Genomic DNA, 18508 nt, shown 5'->3' on the forward strand with positions numbered 1-18508 from the left:
CGCCAATCAGCTGAAAGACCTGATCAAGAGCGGCATTCAAAACAAAGGCTTTTCCCTGATTGAAGCCATTACGGCCTGCCCGACTTATTTTGGCCGCAAGAACAAAATGGGTGGACCGGTGGAGATGATGACCTGGCAAAAGGATCACGCCGTACCGGTCAAAGCCGCCGAAAAAATGACGGTTGAACAACTGGACGATAAATTCCTGACCGGCGAGTTATACTATAAACCGGAGCCGGAATACTGCGAGCAGTATGCCAGGACAATCTTAAGCGCGGAGGCGGGAAAATAATGAATCAACAAACCGAAATACGCCTCAGCGGCTCAGGCGGGCAGGGAATCATTACCGCCGGGATCATTCTGGCAGAAGCTGCTTTGCTTGATGGCCTGAATGCGCTGCAAAGTCAGTCTTACGGACCGGAAGCCCGCGGCGGCGCCAGCAAAGCGGAAGTCATTATTTCCGAAAAGGAGATCAATTACCCCAAAGTGACGCAGCCAAATATTTTAGTCGCTTTGACCCAACAAGCCTATGATATTTATAAATCCGGTTTAATGCCTGATTCCATTGTGATGCTGGATGCCGGTATTGTGGTGGACAGTGACGCAGCTTATCGCGTCTATCAGATCGCGGTGACGGAAATTGCCAGGACTCAATTGCGTCCGGTCGTCGCGAATATCATCACCCTGGGCGCTTTGGTGACCTTGACTCAATGTGTCAGCTATACGGCTTTAGAAGAAGCGGTATTGGATCGCGTGCCGAAAGGGACGGAAGAGTTAAATAAAAAAGCGCTGGCGGCCGGAGTTGCCGCTGCCAAACAATTAATTGCTTAGTTATTTCGTGTTTGTCGGGTCTAAGCGGCAGAGCAGTTCTGGAATCTCAGCAATCTGTCCGGACAAACTTTGCAGTCCCGGCCGGCAGGAAAGCAGGATACCCTCTCGAGGTTGCTATGCTTTGAGAGGGTAACTTATACTTCGTTTGAAACCTGAATCAACAAAATCGGAGGCGAACTGTATGTCAAATAACATGGAAGAAATCAGACAAAACGTAGAGGCATGGGAGAAGGGTACTGTCGCCAAGACAATATCTCGTTTTCCGGAACGGAAGAATCCCTTTCAAAACACTTCCGGCTTTGAAGTAAAACGTGCTTATACACCCCTTGATGTGCAAGAGTTGGATTATAACCGTGATCTGGGTATGCCGGGGGAATATCCCTATACCCGTGGGGTGCAGCCCACTCTCTATCGCGGTCGTTTCTGGACGATGCGGCAATACGCCGGCTTCGGCAAAGCGGAAGAATCCAACGAACGTTATAAATATCTGCTGCAGCAAGGTCAAACCGGTCTCTCCATCGCTTTTGATCTGCCGACACAGATTGGTTATGACTCAGATCATGCTTTGTCCCAGGGTGAAGTTGGCAAAGTCGGCGTCGCTATCGATTCTTTGGCCGATATGGAGATTTTATTCAACGGCATTCCTTTGGATAAGGTCAGCACTTCGATGACGATCAATGCCCCGGCTGCCGTTTTACTGGCTATGTATATTGCTGTCGGCGAAAAGCAGGGGATAGCGGCCAACAAATTGAACGGTACGATTCAAAATGATATACTAAAAGAATACATTGCGCGCGGCACCTATATTTTTCCGCCAAAACCGTCGATGCGGCTGATTACCAATATTTTTGAATACTGCTACAAGAATGTGCCGGAGTGGAATACCATCAGTATCTCCGGTTATCATATCCGGGAAGCGGGTTCCAATGCAGCTCAGGAAATTGCATTTACGCTGGCCGATGGCATCGCTTATGTGGAAGCGGCGATCAAAGCCGGTATGGATGTGGACGAATTTGCGCCGCGTCTGTCTTTCTTTTTCAATGCCCACAGCGATTTATTTGAAGAGGTAGCTAAATTTCGCGCGGCACGCCGTCTCTGGGCGAAAATTATGAAAGAACGCTTTGGCGCGAAAAAAGATAAATCTTTGATGCTGCGTTTCCATACGCAAACCGCCGGTTCCATGCTGACCGCTCAGCAGCCGGATAATAACATCGTGCGGGTCACTTTGCAGGCCCTGGCAGCGGTGTTGGGCGGCACGCAGAGTCTGCATACCAATTCCCGTGATGAAGCATTGGCCTTACCTACCGAGGATGCCGTGCGCATCGCTTTGCGGACCCAGCAGATCATCGCCTACGAAAGCGGCGCCGGTGATACGATTGATCCTTTGGCCGGCTCTTATTATGTGGAATCACTGACCAATACGCTGGAAAAAGCGGCCGATGTCTATCTGAAAAAAATCGACGAGCTGGGCGGTTCCGTAATGGCCATCGAGAATGGTTATATGCAGCAGGAAATTCAAAACAGCGCCTATCGTTGGCAGCAGGAAATTGAAAAAGGGGAGCGTATCGTGGTTGGCGTGAATAAATTCACGATCGAAGAAGGCGCGCCCAAAGGTCTGCTGCGTGTGGACCCCAGTATCGGTGTCAAACAAACAGAGAAACTCCGGGAATTAAAAGCAAAACGTGATCAGGCTGCTGTTACGGCTGCTCTTGCCGAATTGCGCCAAGTTGCGCAAGGAAGCGATAATTTAATGCCTGTCATCCTGAAAGCAGTCAAGGTTTATGCCACACTGGGTGAAATCTGTGATGTGTTAAGAGAAGTGTTCGGTGAATACCAGGCTTCTGTTACAATATAAAAGGAGGTTGTTTGAATGTCAAATCCCATTCGTGTTTTAATTGCCAAACCGGGTTTAGATGGACATGACCGCGGTGCCAAAGTGATTGCCCGCGCCTTCCGCGATGCCGGTATGGAAGTCATTTATACCGGTTTGCGCCAGACTCCTGAACAGATTGTGGAAACTGCGATACAAGAAGATGTCGACCTGATCGGCTTATCCTGCCTTTCCGGTGCTCATAATACTTTATTCCCCAGAGTTGTTGAATTGCTGAAAGCAAAAGATGCAGCCGATATCAAAGTAATTGGCGGCGGTGTTATCCCCAGCGAAGATATTCCTTACCTGAAGGAAAGCGGTGTCCTGGAAATTTTCACACCGGGCACCCCAACCACAACCTGCATCGATTATGTTCTGAAAAATGTCCGAAAATAAGCTGACAGAAACAGAGAAGAGCCTGCTGACGGGGCTGAAACAGCAAAACCGGCGGGCTTTAGCCAAATGCATCACTTATGTGGAGAACCATTATTTACAGGCGAGGCCATTGATGGGAGAGATTCATCAGACCTGCAGCTTAGGCCACGCCGATATTATCGGTATTACCGGACCGCCCGGTGCCGGCAAAAGTACATTAACCGGCAAGTTGATTCAAGCATTTCGCAAAACCAATCGAACCATCGGCGTTATTTTAATTGATCCGACCAGCCCATACAGTGGCGGAGCTATTTTAGGCGACCGCATCCGAATGAGTGATAGTTTTACGGACAGCGGCGTTTATATCCGCAGCATGGGTTCGCGCGGGCGTTTGGGTGGTTTATCCGCCGCGACGCAGGATGCGGTCAAGATTTTGGATGCTTTCGGCTTTGATCTGATTTTGGTTGAAACAGTCGGGATCGGACAGGCTGAAACGGAAATCGTGGAGGCCGCCGACATTACCGTTGTGGTTTCGGTCCCGGGTTTAGGTGATGATATTCAAATCATTAAAGCCGGTGTGATGGAAATCGGAGATATTTTTGTTGTGAATAAAGCAGACAGAGAAGGTGCAGAGCGAGTTGTCACAGAAATCAATATGATGCTTGATCTGGCACCGAAGGGGAGTTTGCGTCCGCCGGTTTTGAAGACTGTTTCCACAACCGGCGTGGGAATCAACGAACTGATCAGCGCAATGGAGAGTTTTAAAAACAGTGCCATACAAAGCGGGAAATGGCAGATGAAACGAGAAGCGCGCTTATGGAAAGAGCTGGAGAGCAATGTTATTGCCCAATGGCAGGCAAAACTCGAACAGAGTCCTCTTTATCTGGAACGCGCTGCTTTGCTGGCTGATTTGTCGGCGGGTAAAACCAATGCCTATACGGAAGCGAAGCGTATCTTACGTCAAATGCAATCGTCTGCCGGAAACGAGTCGAAGCAAAGGAGGACAACTATGTTACAAAAAATTGATCATTTGGGAATTGCAGTGAATAATTTGCAGGAGGCAACGAAATTCTATCATGATGTGATGGGGATGGAGCTGATTGGCAGCGAAACGGTAGAAGAGCAAAAAGTCAATGTTGCCATACTGAAAATTGGGGATAGCAGAATTGAACTTTTAGAACCGACCTGCGCCGAGAGTCCGATCGCGAAAACAATTGAAAAACGCGGCGAAGGAATCGCCCATGTCGCCTATGCTGTCGACGATATCGAAGCGGCATTGGCGCAGTTGAAGGCAGGGGGAGCTCGATTAATTGATGAGACTCCGAAGATTGGTGCGGCAGGTTCCCGCGTTGCTTTCGTACATCCCAAATCTACTTACGGTGTTTTGGTAGAATTGTGTGAAAAACACTAAAACCAGCAGGAGGTAGCACTTATGTCGATCGAAAAAATCAATGAACTAACTCAAAAACGTGCCGAAGTAGCAGCCGGCGGCGGTGAAAAAAGAGTGCAGCGTCAGCATAGCAGCGGTAAGTTGACTGCCCGCGAACGCCTCGCAAAGCTGTTCGATCCGGACAGCTTTGTGGAATTGGACGCTTTTGTCACCCACCGCTGCACAGCCTTCGGAATGGATAAAACCGAAGCGCCGGGCGAAGGCGTCGTCACCGGGTATGGCACGATAGACGGACGGCTGGTCTTTGCGGCAGCACAGGATTTCACGGTGATTGGCGGCTCTTTGGGCGAAATGCATGCAGGAAAAATCTGCAAAGCAATGGATCTGGCCGTTAAAATGGGAGCACCTTTTGTCTCAGTCAACGACTCCGGCGGCGCCAGAATTCAGGAAGGCGTCGATGCTTTGAAAGGGTACGGTGAGATTTTCTATCGTAACACCATGGCTTCCGGTGTGATTCCGCAGATTTCCGTCATCATGGGACCCTGTGCCGGCGGCGCTGTCTATTCTCCCGCCCTGACGGATTTCATTTTTATGACGGAATACGCCAATATGTTTATCACCGGACCGCAGGTCGTCAAATCCGTCACCGGAGAAGACGTGACTGCCGATCAGTTGGGGGGCGCCGGAGTGCATGCTTCCACCAGCGGTGTGGCGCACTTTGTTGCCAAAACCGACGAGGAATGTTTGAATCTGGTGCGCCGTCTGATCAGTTTCCTCCCCTCCAACAATCTGGAAACCACGCCGGTAGTGCCGACCGCGGATCTTCCCACCCGGACGGACGAGGCTTTGCGCGCTATTATTCCCGACAGCCCGAATCGTCCTTACGATATGCGCGATATCATCACCAATGTGGTGGATGATCATGACTTCTTTGAAGTGCAGCCCGCTTATGCGGCCAATATCGTCACCGCGTTTGGTCGTCTCAATGGCCGTAGCGTTGGCATCATCGCCAACCAGCCCAAAGTGATGGCCGGCTGCCTGGATATCAATGCTTCCGATAAAGCCAGCCGCTTTATCCGTTTCTGTGATGCCTTCAATATTCCTTTGCTTACCTTCACCGATACGCCCGGCTATCTGCCCGGCGTTTCTCAGGAACATGGCGGTGTGATTCGTCACGGTGCCAAATTGCTTTATGCTTATTCGGAAGCCAATGTACCGAAACTGACTTTGATCACCCGCAAGGCATATGGCGGCGCGTATATTGCGATGTGCAGTCACCATCTCGGGGCAGACATGGTTTTTGCGCTGCCCAATGCTGAAATTGCCGTGATGGGACCCGATGGCGCCGCGAATATTATTTTTAAGGATGCCATCAAGGACGCGGCGGATCCGCAAAGCATGCGTCAGGAAAAAATTGATGAATACCGCAACAAATTCGCCAATCCCTATGTGGCGGCAGCACGGGGATTTGTAGATGATGTGATTGATCCGGCTGTGATCAGACCCACTTTAATCAACGCTTTGGAAATGTGTATAACCAAGCGGGAAACGCGCCCGGCCAAAAAGCACGGCAACTTACCCGTTTAAGGAGGCTATCCTATGTCGACAGATCTGATCCTGAAATATGTCCTGCTGGCAGGTTTTGTTTTGTTTGGTCTGTTCTATTTTATGAGAGCCAAAAGCAACACTCCTGCGGATGCGGCAGCGGAAGCAACCGAAGAAGCCTATGCCCGGCAAGAAGTCTTGCAGGAGGAAACCGAATTGGGCGCTGCCGAAGATTTGGCATTGATTGCAGTAATCTCAGCAGCGCTGGCTGCGTATTTAGGCCAAGAAACAACCGGAATTAAGATCAGCAGTATTCATCGTCTGGTGCATTTAGAAAACGGCTGGGCAGCGGCAGCCAGACAGGAAACTATAGCCAGCCGTCAAAATATCTACAATCTTTAATGCAAGCAAAGTTTGGAGGAGAAATAACATGAAAACGTACCTGATTACAGTCAATGGTGTTTCCTATGAAGTAGCGGTTGAAGAAATGGGCGCTTCTGCCGCGACGATGACGCCGGCCGGCGCTGCGGTGCTTACTGCGCCGAAAGCGGCTGCCACTCCGGTCGCTGCCGCTTCGGCCGCTGCGGCGCCGAAAGCAGCGCCTGCTCCCAAACCGGCGGCTGCTCCCAGCGGCAGCGGAACGGTGATTGCAGCGCCGATTCCCGGCACGATTCTCGATATAAAAGTCCAGGTGGGCAGTAAAGTCAAAGCCGGCGATCTGATCTTGATTTTGGAAGCCATGAAGATGGAAAACGAAATCGTGGCAGAGAATGACTGCACGATCAAAGCGATTTTTGTCAATAAAGGCGACAGTGTAAATTCCGGCGATCCAATGGTAGAGGTTCAATAGAGGGAGGAGGACCAGCGTGAAAAACTTAGAAGTAGTCTGCGGTGTTTCGGCCCGCCATCTTCATCTTTCACAAAAAGATTTAATCACCTTATTCGGAGAAGACGCTTGTTTGAATTCCTTTAAAGCATTGGGTCAACCGGGTCAATATGCCTGTGAGGAAAAGGTCAATTTCGTCGGTCCGAAAAACACAATCAAAAATGTGCGTGTTTTAGGTCCGCTGCGCAAGCAAACGCAAATAGAAATTTCTCTGACCGATTGCTTCACGCTTGGAATTCAAGCACCGGTGCGTGACAGCGGTAATTTGTCTGGCTCCGCTGCCATTCTTTTGGAAGGTCCCAAAGGCAGTGTCGCCCTGACCGAAGGTGTGATCGTTGCCATGCGTCATGTTCACTTCCATCCGGACGATGCCGCGCCTTACGGCATCAAAGATAAAGATATCATCAGCGTCAGGACCCGCGGTAATTCCCGCAGCCTGATTTTCGAGAATGTTTTGGCGCGGGTAGCTCCTAATTTTGCCTTGGAATTCCATGTTGATACAGACGAAGCCAATGCAGCCGGTTTAAAAAATGGCGATATTGCAGAAATTCTGAAATAGTTTACTTCCAAAATACAATACAGGGAACGCAATTCACTTTGCGCTCCCTGCGGCGAAAAAAGGAGGCATTTTACTATGCCCTATGAGTACATTGCGGCAGGTGTTGGTTTGATTGCCCTGCTTTATGCGTTTTATCTTGCGCAAAACATTAGCAAACAGCCTGCCGGCAATGCCAGGATGCAGGAAATTGGCAATGCCATTCACGAAGGCGCCATGGCTTTCTTAGCGAGAGAGTACAAAACCCTGGTTTGGTTTATTCTGATTGTTGCATCGGCGATTGTTGCACTCGGAGTTTTTGCTCCGCAAATAATGAAACCGCAGACAGCAATTGCTTTTGTTTGCGGTTCTGTTTGTTCCATCCTCTCCGGTTATTTCGGTATGATTGTCGCAACCAAAGCCAATATGCGCACCGCGGAGGCGGCGAGGTCGGGTCAAAGCAAAGCCCTGAAGATTGCCTTCAGCAGCGGCGCCGTGATGGGGATGTGCGTTGTGGGCTTGGGTTTAGCCGGTGTTTCTGTCCTTTATCTGATCTTTCAAGATCCGGATATTGTCAACGGTTTTGCGCTGGGCGCCAGCTCCATCGCGCTGTTCGCCCGTGTCGGCGGCGGTATTTATACCAAAGCGGCGGATGTCGGCGCCGATTTGGTCGGAAAAGTCGAAGCGGGAATTCCGGAGGACGATCCGCGCAATCCAGCGGTCATTGCCGATAACGTGGGGGATAATGTCGGTGATGTCGCCGGTATGGGAGCGGATCTTTTTGAATCGTTTGTCAGCTCCATCATTGCCGCCATGTCGATTGCCTTCAGCAGCAAGTTAGGCAATCAAATGATCCTCTATCCGCTCCTTTTAGCCGCCAGCGGTACGGCTGCCGCTATCATTGGCTCACGCTTTGTCACAGGTAGCGAAAGCGACAATCCGCAAAAAGCACTCAATACCGGTACCTATCTTTCCGGGGGTTTGGTAATTGCGGTTTCGGCAGCGTTTGCTTTGATGGGTGTAACTACCTGGAACATTTTCTTTGCTACCGTCTCCGGACTGATCGCCGGGATTGCCATCGGTTCGATCACGGAATACTATACTTCTTCTGATTACCAACCGGTGAAGGGAATCGCGGAAGCCTCTCAATCCGGCGCCGCCACCACCATCATCTCCGGTTTGGCCGTCGGTATGTATTCCACAGCGGCTCCGATTTTTCTGATCAGCATCGCAGTTTTAGTAGCTTATCATTTTGCCGGCTTGTTTGGCATCGCCCTCGCTGCGGTTGGCATGCTTTCGACAACCGGCATGACGGTTGCCGTCGATGCCTATGGCCCCGTTTCTGATAATGCCGGCGGTATCGCCGAAATGGCAGGCATGGATGAGAGTGTACGTGCCATTACAGATCAATTGGATGCAGTTGGCAATACGACAGCAGCCGTTGGTAAAGGATTCGCCGTTGGGTCCGCAGCGCTGACTGCACTGTCCCTGATTTCAGCTTTTGCAGCCAGTGTAAAATTGGATATGATCAATCTGTTGGAACCAAAAGTCATTGTCGGATTGTTCATCGGCGGTATGCTGCCGTTTTTGTTTGGCGCGCTGACCATGGAAGCGGTCAGTAAGGCTGCGCAAAAGATGATTCTTGAAGTGCGCCGCCAGTTCAAAGAAATTCCAGGCATCATGGAAGGCAGCGGCAAACCGGATTACGCGCGCTGCGTGGACATTTCCACAGCGGCCGCCTTAAAGGAAATGATTCTGCCCAGTATCATCGCTGTGGTCAGTCCGATAGCCACCGGTTTGATTTTAGGTAAATATGCGGTGGCCGGCTTGCTGATGGGAGCAACCATAACCGGTGTTTTATTGGCGATTCAGATGTCCAACTCAGGCGGTGCCTGGGATAATGCCAAAAAATATATTGAAGGCGGCGCCTACGGCGGCAAAGGCACCCCAGCGCATGCAGCAGCGGTGGTCGGCGATACCGTCGGTGACCCCTATAAAGATACTTCAGGTCCTTCTATGAATATTTTAATCAAGCTGATGTCGATCGTTGCCTTAACCTTTGGTGGTTTATTCCTCTGATTTTTTATAATATAGGATGTGCTCGGTTTGAAACTTGAGCAGATGAAATTGCTCCTGTTTTTGTAGATTCAGGAGCAATTTCTCATTTCAAAGCAGAAATTCAACTCTTTTCCTCTCCGGCTGCGATTTTTTTTCAAAGGAGTAAGGAACATCATGAATCAAATCTTAGGTATTGCTGCTGCTTTTGTGTGTTTACCTTTCCTGACCCGGATTAAAAAACTTGGGTTTGGCGGCGCTTTAATGATCACCGGTTTGTTGATGAGTCTGTTTGCCGGGATTGATTTCACCACCGTCAAGGACTCATTTCTGGCTGTGTTTACTTCTCCCTCTCTGCAGAACAGTATGCTGGCCGTGATCATGATCGGTATGCTGGGAACGATTCTCAAGCATTATGGCATTCTGGAGAAGATTGTGCGTAATTTGGAAGTGCTCATACACAATCCCAAAATTATATTAATGATTCTGCCGGCCGTTTTAGGTATGCTGCCGGTTCCCGGAGGCGCCATGCTCTCCGCCCCCTTTGTCAAAGACATCGGAGACAAACTGCATCTGCCGGCCAATCGCAAAACCGTGATCAATCTCTCTTTTCGTCATGTTGCCGCCATGTTTTTGGTGCCCTTCAGCTCCAGCATGCTGTTGATTGATTCCATCTTGCCGGAAATCGGTATATATCATTTGATTTTGCTGAACATCCCACTGGCGGTTTTTTATGTCATGGCAGCCTATCAGCTTTTTTTGCGCAACGTTGCCTATGAACCGACGTCCCGGCAAGGTTCCGCCGCCGAAGCAGTGAAGAACTTAATCATCAATTTTTTTCCGATCTATAGCATTGTTCTGATTAATTTAATTTTTGGTTTTCCTATGTGGGTTTCTGTTTTGATCAGTGTGATTCTGACCGTATTCTTGTGCCGGGAAAAGAGCACCTACCTGCAAACAGCCTGGAAAGGTGTAAATTTTAATACCCTCTATATGCTGATTGGTGTGTATTTTGTACAGAATCTGATTAAAAGTCAGGACGGCGTCATGAAGCTGTGCGCTGATCTCTTTCTCGCTTCTTCCGGTTTTGGTGTGCTTTTGGTCATAATGCTGATTGCCGTCGTCTTGGGCCTGGCCACTGGTTTAAATCTGGTCAGTCTGGGTATTCTGCTGCCATTGATTCAGATGCTGCCGATCAGTGTGGAGGAGAAGCTGATCTATGTCTTTTTTGTCTGTGTTTGGTCATTTATCGGTTATTATTATTCGCCTCTGCATCTTTGTCAGATTCTGAGCAATTCTTACATGGGCTGCAGCACGGGCGAGGCAACCAGAGAAAATATCAAACTGATGCCCGTTTTGGCAGCAGCTTCTTTTATCTTGTTTTATGTCTATCGTTGGATTCTGCTCTAGCAGATGGATATGGTTTTCAGCGCGCAGAAGCTCAGTTTATGAAATTAAAGTAGAGAGAGCAAAACAGTCCAAAAAAAACTGAGCCAAATGGCTGCGAAAGCAGACACAAGGCCCTGTTTTTTTTGGTATATTTCGTTTTGCTACAGCCCCTTTGTTAAAGTTTACGATCGCAGCCGCTTAGATTGTGCCATAGAGCCGGTCGCCGGCATCACCTAAACCGGGTATAATGTATCCGTTTTCGTTCAAACCTTCATCGATCGCGCCGCAGATAATTTCCACATCCGGATGCGCCTTCTCGATCACAGCGATTCCTTCCGGTGCCGCTATAATGCAAACGAGCTTAATTCTTTGTGCGCCGCGTTGTTTCACTAAAGTAATGGCAGCTGCGGAGCTGCCGCCGGTCGCCAGCATGGGGTCCAGCAAGAGAACCTGACGTTCGGCGATATCCGGCGGCAGTTTACAGTAATATTCCACCGGTTCCAAAGTTTCGTGATTGCGGTAAAGTCCAATATGACCGATTTTAGCCGCGGGTATCAGACTCATCATGGCATCGACCATGCCAAGGCCGGCACGCAGAATCGGCACCAAAGCAACCTGTTTATCGACGAAATAGCCGGTGGTTTGGCAGAGGGGTGTCGCGATTGTTTTTTCGATCAAGGTCAGGTCGCGGGTTGCTTCATAACCCAGGAGCAGAGCAACCTCGTAAACCAATTCGCGGAATTCTTTGACTGTGGTTGTTTTGTCTCGCAGCATGGAAATCTTATGCTGAATCAATGGGTGACTGATTTGTCGCACGTGATTGCAGATCATTTTACGGATTACCCCTTTTCGTAAATTATCGATGTCACCGCAGCCGGATAAGAAAAACAGGAGAGATGTTTTGAAAAATAGTTTTCGACAACAGTTTTTACAAACCCTTTCAGCCAATTGAATTGTTGCAGCCGGAGGAGGAGCGCCGCTGAATTTCGCTGTTCAAACAAGAAAAGAGAGTCTGCAAACGCTGATTTTACGCAACGGCAAAAGAAATACTGCACTTAACAAAATCGTAAGCGCAGTATTTCTTTTTTTTAATGGCCGCCGGGATTGGTTGGCTTTTCCGGTTTGCTTGGATCTCCCTCAGTGGGATCCGGCACAACCGGAGTAACGCCGGTATCGGCGGTGGTAAACGCTTTTGGTACCTCCAGAGCGGCATCCGGCGGATAATTGCCATAAGGCAGGGGATATGGCAAAGGTTCCGGCCGCTGAATAAATACGCGGATGGCAACAAATTCTGCCGGGGTGGAAGGTAAGGCCAGCAAGCCATTGCGCGTATCAATTTTAGCCTGTACATGTGTGGAACAGATGTCGTTGACGGCGGGGGCGCTGCCTTTAAGGAAAATCTCCGTGACGATTTCGTCGGCTGGGCAGATAGAGGAGGGTCTTTTCCCGGAAACGCTGCAAACCTGAACAGTCTCAATTTCGCTGGGCGCACTCCAGTCACGGATAGGCAGATTGGTGTGAATGGCCGCCATGAATTGCTGCCAGATCTTCGGTGCCAGACCGCTGCCGTAGAGGTCTGGCATGGGAGTCTGTTCATCATGCCCAATCCAGACCGTAGCCGCATAATCCCTGGTGTAACCGCAGAACCAGAGATCATTAAAATCATCGGTCGTGCCGGATTTGGCTGCCACAGGACGATCTCCCAGGCGGCCGAGACGGCCGGTGCCGTAGGGCAGGGAAACGACGGTTTTCAATAAGTCGGTCATGAGATAGGCGGTTTTTTCATCCAGGACGGCGGTCCGATGCGCTGTGCTTTTATAAATTGTCACGCCATTTTTATCTTTGACTTCCAGCACCGCGATCGGGTCGGTTTTCACACCGTTATTGGCGAAAGTGGCATAAGCAGTCGTCATTTCCAACACATTGACTCCGTTTGTTAAACCGCCAATCGCGGCAGAGAGAGATTGATCGCCGGCAACCAAAGAGGTGAGACCCATGCTTCTGGCAAAGGAGAGACACTGATCGACACCGACCAGCTGCATTGTTTTAATGGCCGGTATGTTCTCTGATCTTGCCAGTGCTTCCCGCACGGAAATCAAACCGAAATACAAATTATCAAAATTGGCAGGCTGCCAAGGTTCCCCGGTGTACGTTGGATAGGAAGTAGGCACGTCGTCGAAAACAGTGGCGGCGGTAATCAGACCGGCAGCGATGCCGGGAGCATAGTCGATGATTGGTTTGATGGAGGATCCCGGCTGCCTGAGCGAATCGGTAGCCCGATTCCAGGCGCCGATGGTATTTTTCGGATATTCCCGGCCGCCCGACATAGCCACAATATAACCGGTTTCCGGTTCTATTACCACGGCAGCCGCCTGCCGCTGATAAATTCCATCCGCATCCTGCGCCGTATAGGGGCTGAGCTGATCGGCAATCGCCTGGTCTACGGCGGCTTGCGCTTCGGCATCCAGCGTGGTATAGATTTTTAAACCATAGGTTTGGATCGCCGTATTGGCATCTGCTTCGGAACCGTAGTAAGATTTGAGCAAAGCAGGCAATTCTTCCAGGACGTAATCGGCAAAATAGGTAGAAGTAAAAGCGGAAGAACGAACTTGTTCCAAACCCGCCAGTTTTATTTCATACGTTTTGGCTTCTTCAGCTTCTTCTTTGCTGATCGCACCTTCCTTCAGCATCAAATCCAACAACATTTCCTGCATAAATTTGGCGGTCTCAAAATCATTATAAGGCGAGTATTGATTGGGAGAGGGGATGATGGCGACCAGCATGGCGGACTCAGCCAGATTCAGATCTTTGGCATCTTTGCCAAAGTAGAGCTGCGCACCCGCCTGTACGCCCTGCGCCCAATGGCCGAAAAAGATTTGGTTCAAATAAAAGCAGAGAATTTCATCTTTGGTGTAGAGGTTTTCCAGTTCCAGCGCCAAAGCCATTTCCCGCAGTTTACGGTCCAGCCGTACATCCAGAGTCAGGTAAACGTTGCGAGCCAGCTGTTGAGTAATCGAACTGCCGCCGCCGGCGCGGCCCAGCGTGACAATTGCCCTGAGCGTTCCGGTGGTATTGATGCCATGATGCTGATAGAAGGTCTTGTCTTCGGAAATAACGATCGCTTTCTTTACCCAGTCGGAAATCTGGTCAAAATCAACGGGCAGGCGATAATCCTCTCCATCGAATAAGGAAAGCAGAACCTCGCCGTCAGAATCATAGATGGTGGAAGCTGCAGCCGGATTCGCCAGCTTATCCGGATCCAGGGCTGGCAGATCCTGCAGCACAGCATAAGCCCAACCTACGCCGATGCCGCCTGCCAGACAAGCGATTAAAAGCACTGCTATTAAGATTTTTTTCAGCAGTGAGCCGCCGCGAAACTTTTTCACCAGGGCAGTTCCCTGCAGCTTTTTTAGAAAAGCTGACTCTTTCAGGTTAGCCAGCCGGGATTTTTTTTTGTCTTTACGAGGTTTATTCTTTTTAGGTAAGATAACTGTAGTTTTATCATTTACTTCGGAACTCATCACAGTTCCCTCCTTTCGGAAGTAATCGATATGATTATACCATAACAGTTGAAAAAGACCAAGCTGAAATTTTATTTTAAGCGGACGACTTGTGCCCGCACTGAGAAGGAGTTTCGCGCTCTTTGCAGAATTGAAACAGGTAATACTTTATTCGGATAATTTAGAGGAGTGAAATGAATGAATCCCTATGATAAAGCCAATGAATTAGCGGATGCGCTGCGCCTGCAGGCGGATATCCAGCAAATGAAAAAGCTGAAAATAAGAATTCAGAATAATGCCGCCGCCAAAGCCATGATGGATGATTTCTTTGAGCGCCAGCAGACTTTGCTGAAATTATATCAATCCGGTGTCGTCCCCGACCAGACGAAGATGGATGAGGTGGAAAAACTGATGCAGATTATGTCGGGTAATACTTTATGTAAAGAGTACATCGAATTGGAAATGCGGATTGCGCAAATGATGGACGAAATACAGAAGATTTTATCCGAGGCAGTCAAAGAAGCGACTTGGCTGAATCAATAGGAAAAGGGGATTTTAACAATGTCAGGACATTCGAAGTGGGCAAATATCAAACGAACCAAAGGGAAAGTGGATGCGGCCAGAGGGAAAGCGTTTGCCGTCATTTCCAAAGAAATCATTGTGGCAGCCAGAACCGGCGGAGCCAATCCGGAATTTAATGCAAAACTGAAGGCTCTGATTCAAAAAGCCAAAGAAAGCAATATGCCGAATGACAATATTCAAAGAGCAATCCAAAGAGGCAGCGGTCAGACCGACGGAGCCAATTATGAAGAGCTGACCTATGAAGGCTATGCTCCCGGCGGAGTGGCGATTATCGTAGAAGTACTCACCGATAACCGCAACCGTGCTGCCGGTGATATCAGACATATATTTGATAAGTACGGCGGCAATATGGGAGAAACCGGCAGCGTCAGCTGGATGTTTCAGAGAAAAGGTTTGCTGGTGATTGACCGCGAGGAATTCGGGCTCAGCGAAGATGAGATGCTGATGCAGGTACTGGATGCCGGCGGCGACGACTTGCAGACGACAGAGGATTCCTTCGAAATCTATACCTCTGCGGATGATTTTGAGCGGGTAAAAGAAGCGTTGGAAGCCGCTCAATTCACGTTCCTGCTGGCTGAAATTACACAGATTCCCAACAGCAAAATTGAAGTTGACGCGGAACAATTACCAAAATTGAAAAAGCTGCTGGCGATGATGGAAGAATGTGACGATGTCCAGAACGTCTATGACAATGCTGATTACGAAGAGGACGAAGAAGAGGAATAATGAAGCGGCGGGGGAGATGGTTTAACCCACTCCCCTGTTGTTTCAGCAAAAATGAGGAGTTTCCATGATAGTAATAGGCATCGATCCCGGCATAGCCATCACCGGTTATGCTGTTCTGCAAGGGGACGAAGCGCAGATGAAGCCTCTCTGTTACGGCAGTATCGAAACACCTTCCAGCCAATCTACTTCAGAACGCCTGGCGACGATCTACAGCGAAATCAACCGGATTATTCGGGCTTACCAACCGACTGAAATTGCCGTAGAGGAACTTTTCTTCAGTCGGAATGTCACCACCGCGCTGATCGTAGGACAAGCCAGGGGGGTTGTTTTATTGTCGGCACAGCAGTCGGGACTGCGCCTGACGGAATACAAACCGATGGAAGTCAAGTTAGCGGTCAGCGGTTATGGCGCCGCCTCAAAACAACAGGTCCAGCAAATGGTGAAGCGTTTACTGGCGCTCAGGGAAATCCCGAGGCCGGATGATACCGCTGATGCGCTGGCCATCGCCATCTGCCATTTGCAGTCGCGCAAACTGAAAAACTTGGGAATGCGATAAAATTGTCAGGAGGATTCAAGCATGCTGGCTTACATCAGAGGAAAAATCATTGCCTGTCAGGGCGGTGTCTGTGTGGTTGAGGTGGGCGGCTTTGGCTTACGCCTTTTTACGCCGGTCACGGAGGATTACCAGCGCTTAAAATTAAACGAAACGATCTTTTTTTATACTCATTTGCATCAAAAGGAAGACGGATCTTCGCTTTATGGGTTCCTGACGGAAGAAGAGCAGAAACTCTTTCTATTGCTGATCTCGGTTGCCGGTATCGGTCCGAAAAACGGTCTGAATATCCTGTCTTTTGCGCCGCCGTCGCAGATTTACTGGTGGCTGGTCAATGAAGATGTTGCCCAGTTAAAAAAAGCGCCGGGCATCGGAGTCAAGACAGCACAGCGTCTGATTTTAGAACTGAAGAACAAAGTCGGCAGCCTGAATCTCAACCCGCCAGGAAAAACCGCTGCTTTTGCGGAAGGCGTCTTTGCAGAATCAGCGGCCGGCCAGGCCATTGAGGCTTTGATTGCCCTGGGTTATGATCAAAGAGAGGCGACGAAGCAAATTAATTTTGTTTTGGAGACAAAACCGGATGCCGCAGTGGAACTTTTGATTAAAGATGCTTTGCGCTTACTGATGCGCTTTTAGGTTAGGAAGGGAGGAATTGTTTTGTCAGAAGAACGCATTTTGACTGCAAACGAATTACCGGAAGAAGAACTGATGGAAAAATCGCTGCGCCCGCGTTACCTGAAAGAATACATCGGACAGAATAAAGCCAAGGACAATCTCTCCGTTTTCGTCAAAGCCGCCGTACAGCGCAAGGAAGCCCTCGACCATGTTCTGCTCTATGGGCCGCCCGGATTGGGGAAAACGACGCTTGCTCATATTCTGGCCAATGAATTGGGTGTTAACTTGCGCATGACCTCCGGACCGGCGATTGAGCGGGCGGGAGATTTGGCGGCTTTGCTGACGAACCTTGGCCCTTGTGATGTTTTTTTTATCGATGAGATTCATCGGCTCAATCATATCGCAGAAGAAGTACTCTATTCCGCGATGGAAGATTATGCGATTGATATCGTGGTAGGCAAAGGCCCCAGCGCCCGTTCGATTCGGATCGATCTGCAGCCCTTTACGCTGATTGGAGCTACCACCCGCTTCGGTTTTCTTTCGCCGCCTTTACGCGATCGATTCGGTGTGATCTGCCGCATGGAATTTTATAATGAAGAACAATTGCAGGAAGTGGTGCTGCGTTCCGCTAAAATCATGCAGGTTGACATTGATCTGCAGGGTGCCAAGGAAATCGCCCGCAGATCACGCGGTACACCGCGGATCGCCAACCGTTTGCTGAAACGAGTGCGTGACTTTGCGCAGATTCAAGGCAATGGCTGCATTACACGCGAGTTGGCGGATTATGCTCTGCGGATGCTGGAAGTAGACGACAAAGGTTTTGATCGAATTGACCGCATGTATCTGACTGCGGCAATTCAGCATTATAACGGCGGACCGGTCGGCGTGGAAACACTGGCTGCCTCGATTCAGGAAGAGACGGAAACTTTGGAAGATGTCATTGAGCCTTATCTGATGCAAATCGGTTACGTGCAGCGAACGCCGCGTGGCAGAGTCATTACCCGAGCGGCTTACGATTTTTTAGGCATTGCCTATCGCGAACCGGCTGAAAACGAGAAAGCAGAAATTCTCGAAGCAAGCCAGATTAAGCTTTTTTAAGCGAAGGAGACAGGGATGATTTTACTTCATGCCTGCTGTGCCCCCTGCAGTACTGTGGTGGCAGAGCATTTTCGCAGCGAACAGCGTGAACCTTTGCTTTATTACTTTAACCCCAATATTCAATCCTTTGCGGAATATCAATTGCGGCGAGATGCTTTGCTGCAGTTTGCCGCAGCGGAACAGTACCCGCTCTTGCTTGACGAAAACTATCAGCCGCTCGATTTTTTACGCCATGTTCTGAACATGGAAGGCAATCGTTGTGCCTATTGCTACGCGCTGCGTTTAGAGAAAACAGCCCAAAAAGCCTGCGAATTGGGTCTGCGGGAATTTAGTACAACCATGTTTGTCAGTCCCTACCAGGATCGGGAAAAAATTATGCGCATTGGCAGCGCCCTCGCCGAACAGTACCATCTGAGCTTTCTGACGCCTGATTTACGCGCTCAGTATCATCGGTCCATTGCACTGGCCAAAGCATGGCAGCTTTATCGTCAAGGTTATTGCGGCTGCCTTTTGAGTGAATACGAACGCTATTTTCCCAGTCAACAGAAGGAGTAGGTC

At 49.5% G+C, this 18508-nt stretch carries 19 protein-coding genes; 17 read left to right on the top strand and 2 right to left on the bottom strand.

Going from position 1 to position 18508, the window contains the following annotated elements; genetic code table 11:
* The 11 genes from LLG09_08490 to LLG09_08540 all read left to right on the top strand — a co-directional run.
* Positions 1-292, top strand: a 292-nt coding sequence (locus tag LLG09_08490) for a 2-oxoglutarate ferredoxin oxidoreductase subunit beta (GenBank protein ID MCE5197146.1), incomplete at its 5' end; no start/stop codon positions are given.
* Positions 292-831, top strand: coding sequence for a 2-oxoacid:acceptor oxidoreductase family protein (locus LLG09_08495; GenBank protein ID MCE5197147.1), 540 nt, complete (start codon positions 292-294; stop codon positions 829-831). The genes LLG09_08490 and LLG09_08495, both read left to right, overlap by 1 nt.
* Positions 832-1012: 181 nt before the next feature.
* Positions 1013-2686 carry a methylmalonyl-CoA mutase family protein gene (locus tag LLG09_08500; GenBank protein ID MCE5197148.1) on the top strand — a complete coding sequence of 558 codons (1674 nt, stop codon included), beginning with the start codon at positions 1013-1015 and terminating at the stop codon, positions 2684-2686.
* Between the two features lie 15 nt (positions 2687-2701).
* Positions 2702-3097: a cobalamin B12-binding domain-containing protein gene (locus LLG09_08505; protein MCE5197149.1), complete on the top strand. Its 396-nt coding sequence runs from the start codon at positions 2702-2704 to the stop codon at positions 3095-3097.
* Positions 3084-4487 (top strand): methylmalonyl Co-A mutase-associated GTPase MeaB, encoded by a 1404-nt coding sequence (gene meaB / locus LLG09_08510; GenBank protein MCE5197150.1) that lies wholly within the window; start codon positions 3084-3086, stop codon positions 4485-4487. Before LLG09_08505 ends, meaB begins: the two co-directional genes overlap by 14 nt.
* 21 nt (positions 4488-4508) lie before the next feature.
* Positions 4509-6053 carry a methylmalonyl-CoA carboxyltransferase gene (locus LLG09_08515; protein ID MCE5197151.1) on the top strand — a complete coding sequence of 515 codons (1545 nt, stop codon included), beginning with the start codon at positions 4509-4511 and terminating at the stop codon, positions 6051-6053.
* 12 nt (positions 6054-6065) lie between these two features.
* Entirely contained in the window at positions 6066-6413 is a 348-nt protein-coding gene (locus LLG09_08520) for a hypothetical protein (protein MCE5197152.1), read from the top strand.
* A gap of 28 nt (positions 6414-6441) precedes the next feature.
* Complete coding sequence (locus LLG09_08525; GenBank protein ID MCE5197153.1) at positions 6442-6861, top strand: biotin/lipoyl-binding protein; 420 nt, start codon at positions 6442-6444, stop codon at positions 6859-6861.
* 16 nt (positions 6862-6877) lie between these two features.
* Entirely contained in the window at positions 6878-7456 is a 579-nt protein-coding gene (locus LLG09_08530; protein ID MCE5197154.1) for a phosphate propanoyltransferase, read from the top strand.
* A gap of 75 nt (positions 7457-7531) precedes the next feature.
* Positions 7532-9511 (top strand): sodium-translocating pyrophosphatase, encoded by a 1980-nt coding sequence (locus LLG09_08535; GenBank protein ID MCE5197155.1) that lies wholly within the window; start codon positions 7532-7534, stop codon positions 9509-9511.
* 153 nt (positions 9512-9664) lie between these two features.
* Positions 9665-10897, top strand: a complete 1233-nt coding sequence (locus LLG09_08540) for a DUF401 family protein (GenBank protein ID MCE5197156.1) — start codon at positions 9665-9667, stop codon at positions 10895-10897.
* Positions 10898-11074: 177 nt separating this feature from the next.
* Here the strand turns inward: LLG09_08540 and upp are convergent, their stop codons facing one another.
* Entirely contained in the window at positions 11075-11707 is a 633-nt protein-coding gene (gene upp, locus LLG09_08545; protein ID MCE5197157.1) for a uracil phosphoribosyltransferase, read from the bottom strand.
* A 257-nt stretch (positions 11708-11964) separates the two neighbouring features.
* Positions 11965-14397 (bottom strand): penicillin-binding protein, encoded by a 2433-nt coding sequence (locus tag LLG09_08550; protein ID MCE5197158.1) that lies wholly within the window; start codon positions 14395-14397, stop codon positions 11965-11967.
* Between the two features lie 177 nt (positions 14398-14574).
* On the opposite strand from LLG09_08550, the gene LLG09_08555 reads away from it, so the two are divergent.
* The 6 genes from LLG09_08555 to LLG09_08580 all read left to right on the top strand — a co-directional run bounded on the left by LLG09_08555 (position 14575) and on the right by LLG09_08580 (position 18505).
* Positions 14575-14919: a YlbF family regulator gene (locus LLG09_08555; GenBank protein ID MCE5197159.1), complete on the top strand. Its 345-nt coding sequence runs from the start codon at positions 14575-14577 to the stop codon at positions 14917-14919.
* 18 nt (positions 14920-14937) lie between these two features.
* Complete coding sequence (locus LLG09_08560; protein ID MCE5197160.1) at positions 14938-15684, top strand: YebC/PmpR family DNA-binding transcriptional regulator; 747 nt, start codon at positions 14938-14940, stop codon at positions 15682-15684.
* Positions 15685-15748: 64 nt separating this feature from the next.
* A complete protein-coding gene (gene ruvC / locus LLG09_08565) occupies positions 15749-16240 on the top strand; it encodes a crossover junction endodeoxyribonuclease RuvC (protein MCE5197161.1) in 492 nt (163 codons plus the stop codon).
* Positions 16241-16261: 21 nt separating this feature from the next.
* The gene (gene ruvA / locus LLG09_08570) at positions 16262-16873 is read left to right on the top strand and encodes a Holliday junction branch migration protein RuvA (protein ID MCE5197162.1); all 612 of its coding nucleotides are present in this window, start codon (positions 16262-16264) and stop codon (positions 16871-16873) included.
* Positions 16874-16945: 72 nt separating this feature from the next.
* Positions 16946-17950, top strand: a complete 1005-nt coding sequence (ruvB, locus tag LLG09_08575) for a Holliday junction branch migration DNA helicase RuvB (GenBank protein ID MCE5197163.1) — start codon at positions 16946-16948, stop codon at positions 17948-17950.
* A gap of 15 nt (positions 17951-17965) precedes the next feature.
* Positions 17966-18505, top strand: coding sequence for an epoxyqueuosine reductase QueH (locus LLG09_08580; GenBank protein MCE5197164.1), 540 nt, complete (start codon positions 17966-17968; stop codon positions 18503-18505).
* Positions 18506-18508 lie beyond the last annotated feature (3 nt).

This window comes from Negativicutes bacterium (genome assembly GCA_021372785.1).
GTDB lineage: Bacteria > Bacillota > JAAYKD01 > JAAYKD01 > JAAYKD01 > JAJFTT01.

Excerpts from the sequence above, each read along its gene's own strand:
- LLG09_08495 (MCE5197147.1), top strand. The coding sequence starts at position 292 with ATGAATCAACAAACCGAAATACGCCTCAGCGGCTCAGGCGGGCAGGGA.
- LLG09_08550 (MCE5197158.1), bottom strand. The coding sequence starts at position 14,397 with ATGAGTTCCGAAGTAAATGATAAAACTACAGTTATCTTACCTAAAAAG.
- LLG09_08555 (MCE5197159.1), top strand. The coding sequence starts at position 14,575 with ATGAATCCCTATGATAAAGCCAATGAATTAGCGGATGCGCTGCGCCTG.
- LLG09_08505 (MCE5197149.1), top strand. The coding sequence starts at position 2,702 with ATGTCAAATCCCATTCGTGTTTTAATTGCCAAACCGGGTTTAGATGGA.
- upp (MCE5197157.1), bottom strand. The coding sequence starts at position 11,707 with ATGATCTGCAATCACGTGCGACAAATCAGTCACCCATTGATTCAGCAT.
- LLG09_08560 (MCE5197160.1), top strand. The coding sequence starts at position 14,938 with ATGTCAGGACATTCGAAGTGGGCAAATATCAAACGAACCAAAGGGAAA.
- LLG09_08515 (MCE5197151.1), top strand. The coding sequence starts at position 4,509 with ATGTCGATCGAAAAAATCAATGAACTAACTCAAAAACGTGCCGAAGTA.
- LLG09_08580 (MCE5197164.1), top strand. The coding sequence starts at position 17,966 with ATGATTTTACTTCATGCCTGCTGTGCCCCCTGCAGTACTGTGGTGGCA.
- ruvB (MCE5197163.1), top strand. The coding sequence starts at position 16,946 with ATGGAAAAATCGCTGCGCCCGCGTTACCTGAAAGAATACATCGGACAG.
- meaB (MCE5197150.1), top strand. The coding sequence starts at position 3,084 with ATGTCCGAAAATAAGCTGACAGAAACAGAGAAGAGCCTGCTGACGGGG.
- LLG09_08520 (MCE5197152.1), top strand. The coding sequence starts at position 6,066 with ATGTCGACAGATCTGATCCTGAAATATGTCCTGCTGGCAGGTTTTGTT.
- LLG09_08525 (MCE5197153.1), top strand. The coding sequence starts at position 6,442 with ATGAAAACGTACCTGATTACAGTCAATGGTGTTTCCTATGAAGTAGCG.
- LLG09_08500 (MCE5197148.1), top strand. The coding sequence starts at position 1,013 with ATGTCAAATAACATGGAAGAAATCAGACAAAACGTAGAGGCATGGGAG.
- ruvA (MCE5197162.1), top strand. The coding sequence starts at position 16,262 with ATGCTGGCTTACATCAGAGGAAAAATCATTGCCTGTCAGGGCGGTGTC.
- ruvC (MCE5197161.1), top strand. The coding sequence starts at position 15,749 with ATGATAGTAATAGGCATCGATCCCGGCATAGCCATCACCGGTTATGCT.
- LLG09_08535 (MCE5197155.1), top strand. The coding sequence starts at position 7,532 with ATGCCCTATGAGTACATTGCGGCAGGTGTTGGTTTGATTGCCCTGCTT.
- LLG09_08540 (MCE5197156.1), top strand. The coding sequence starts at position 9,665 with ATGAATCAAATCTTAGGTATTGCTGCTGCTTTTGTGTGTTTACCTTTC.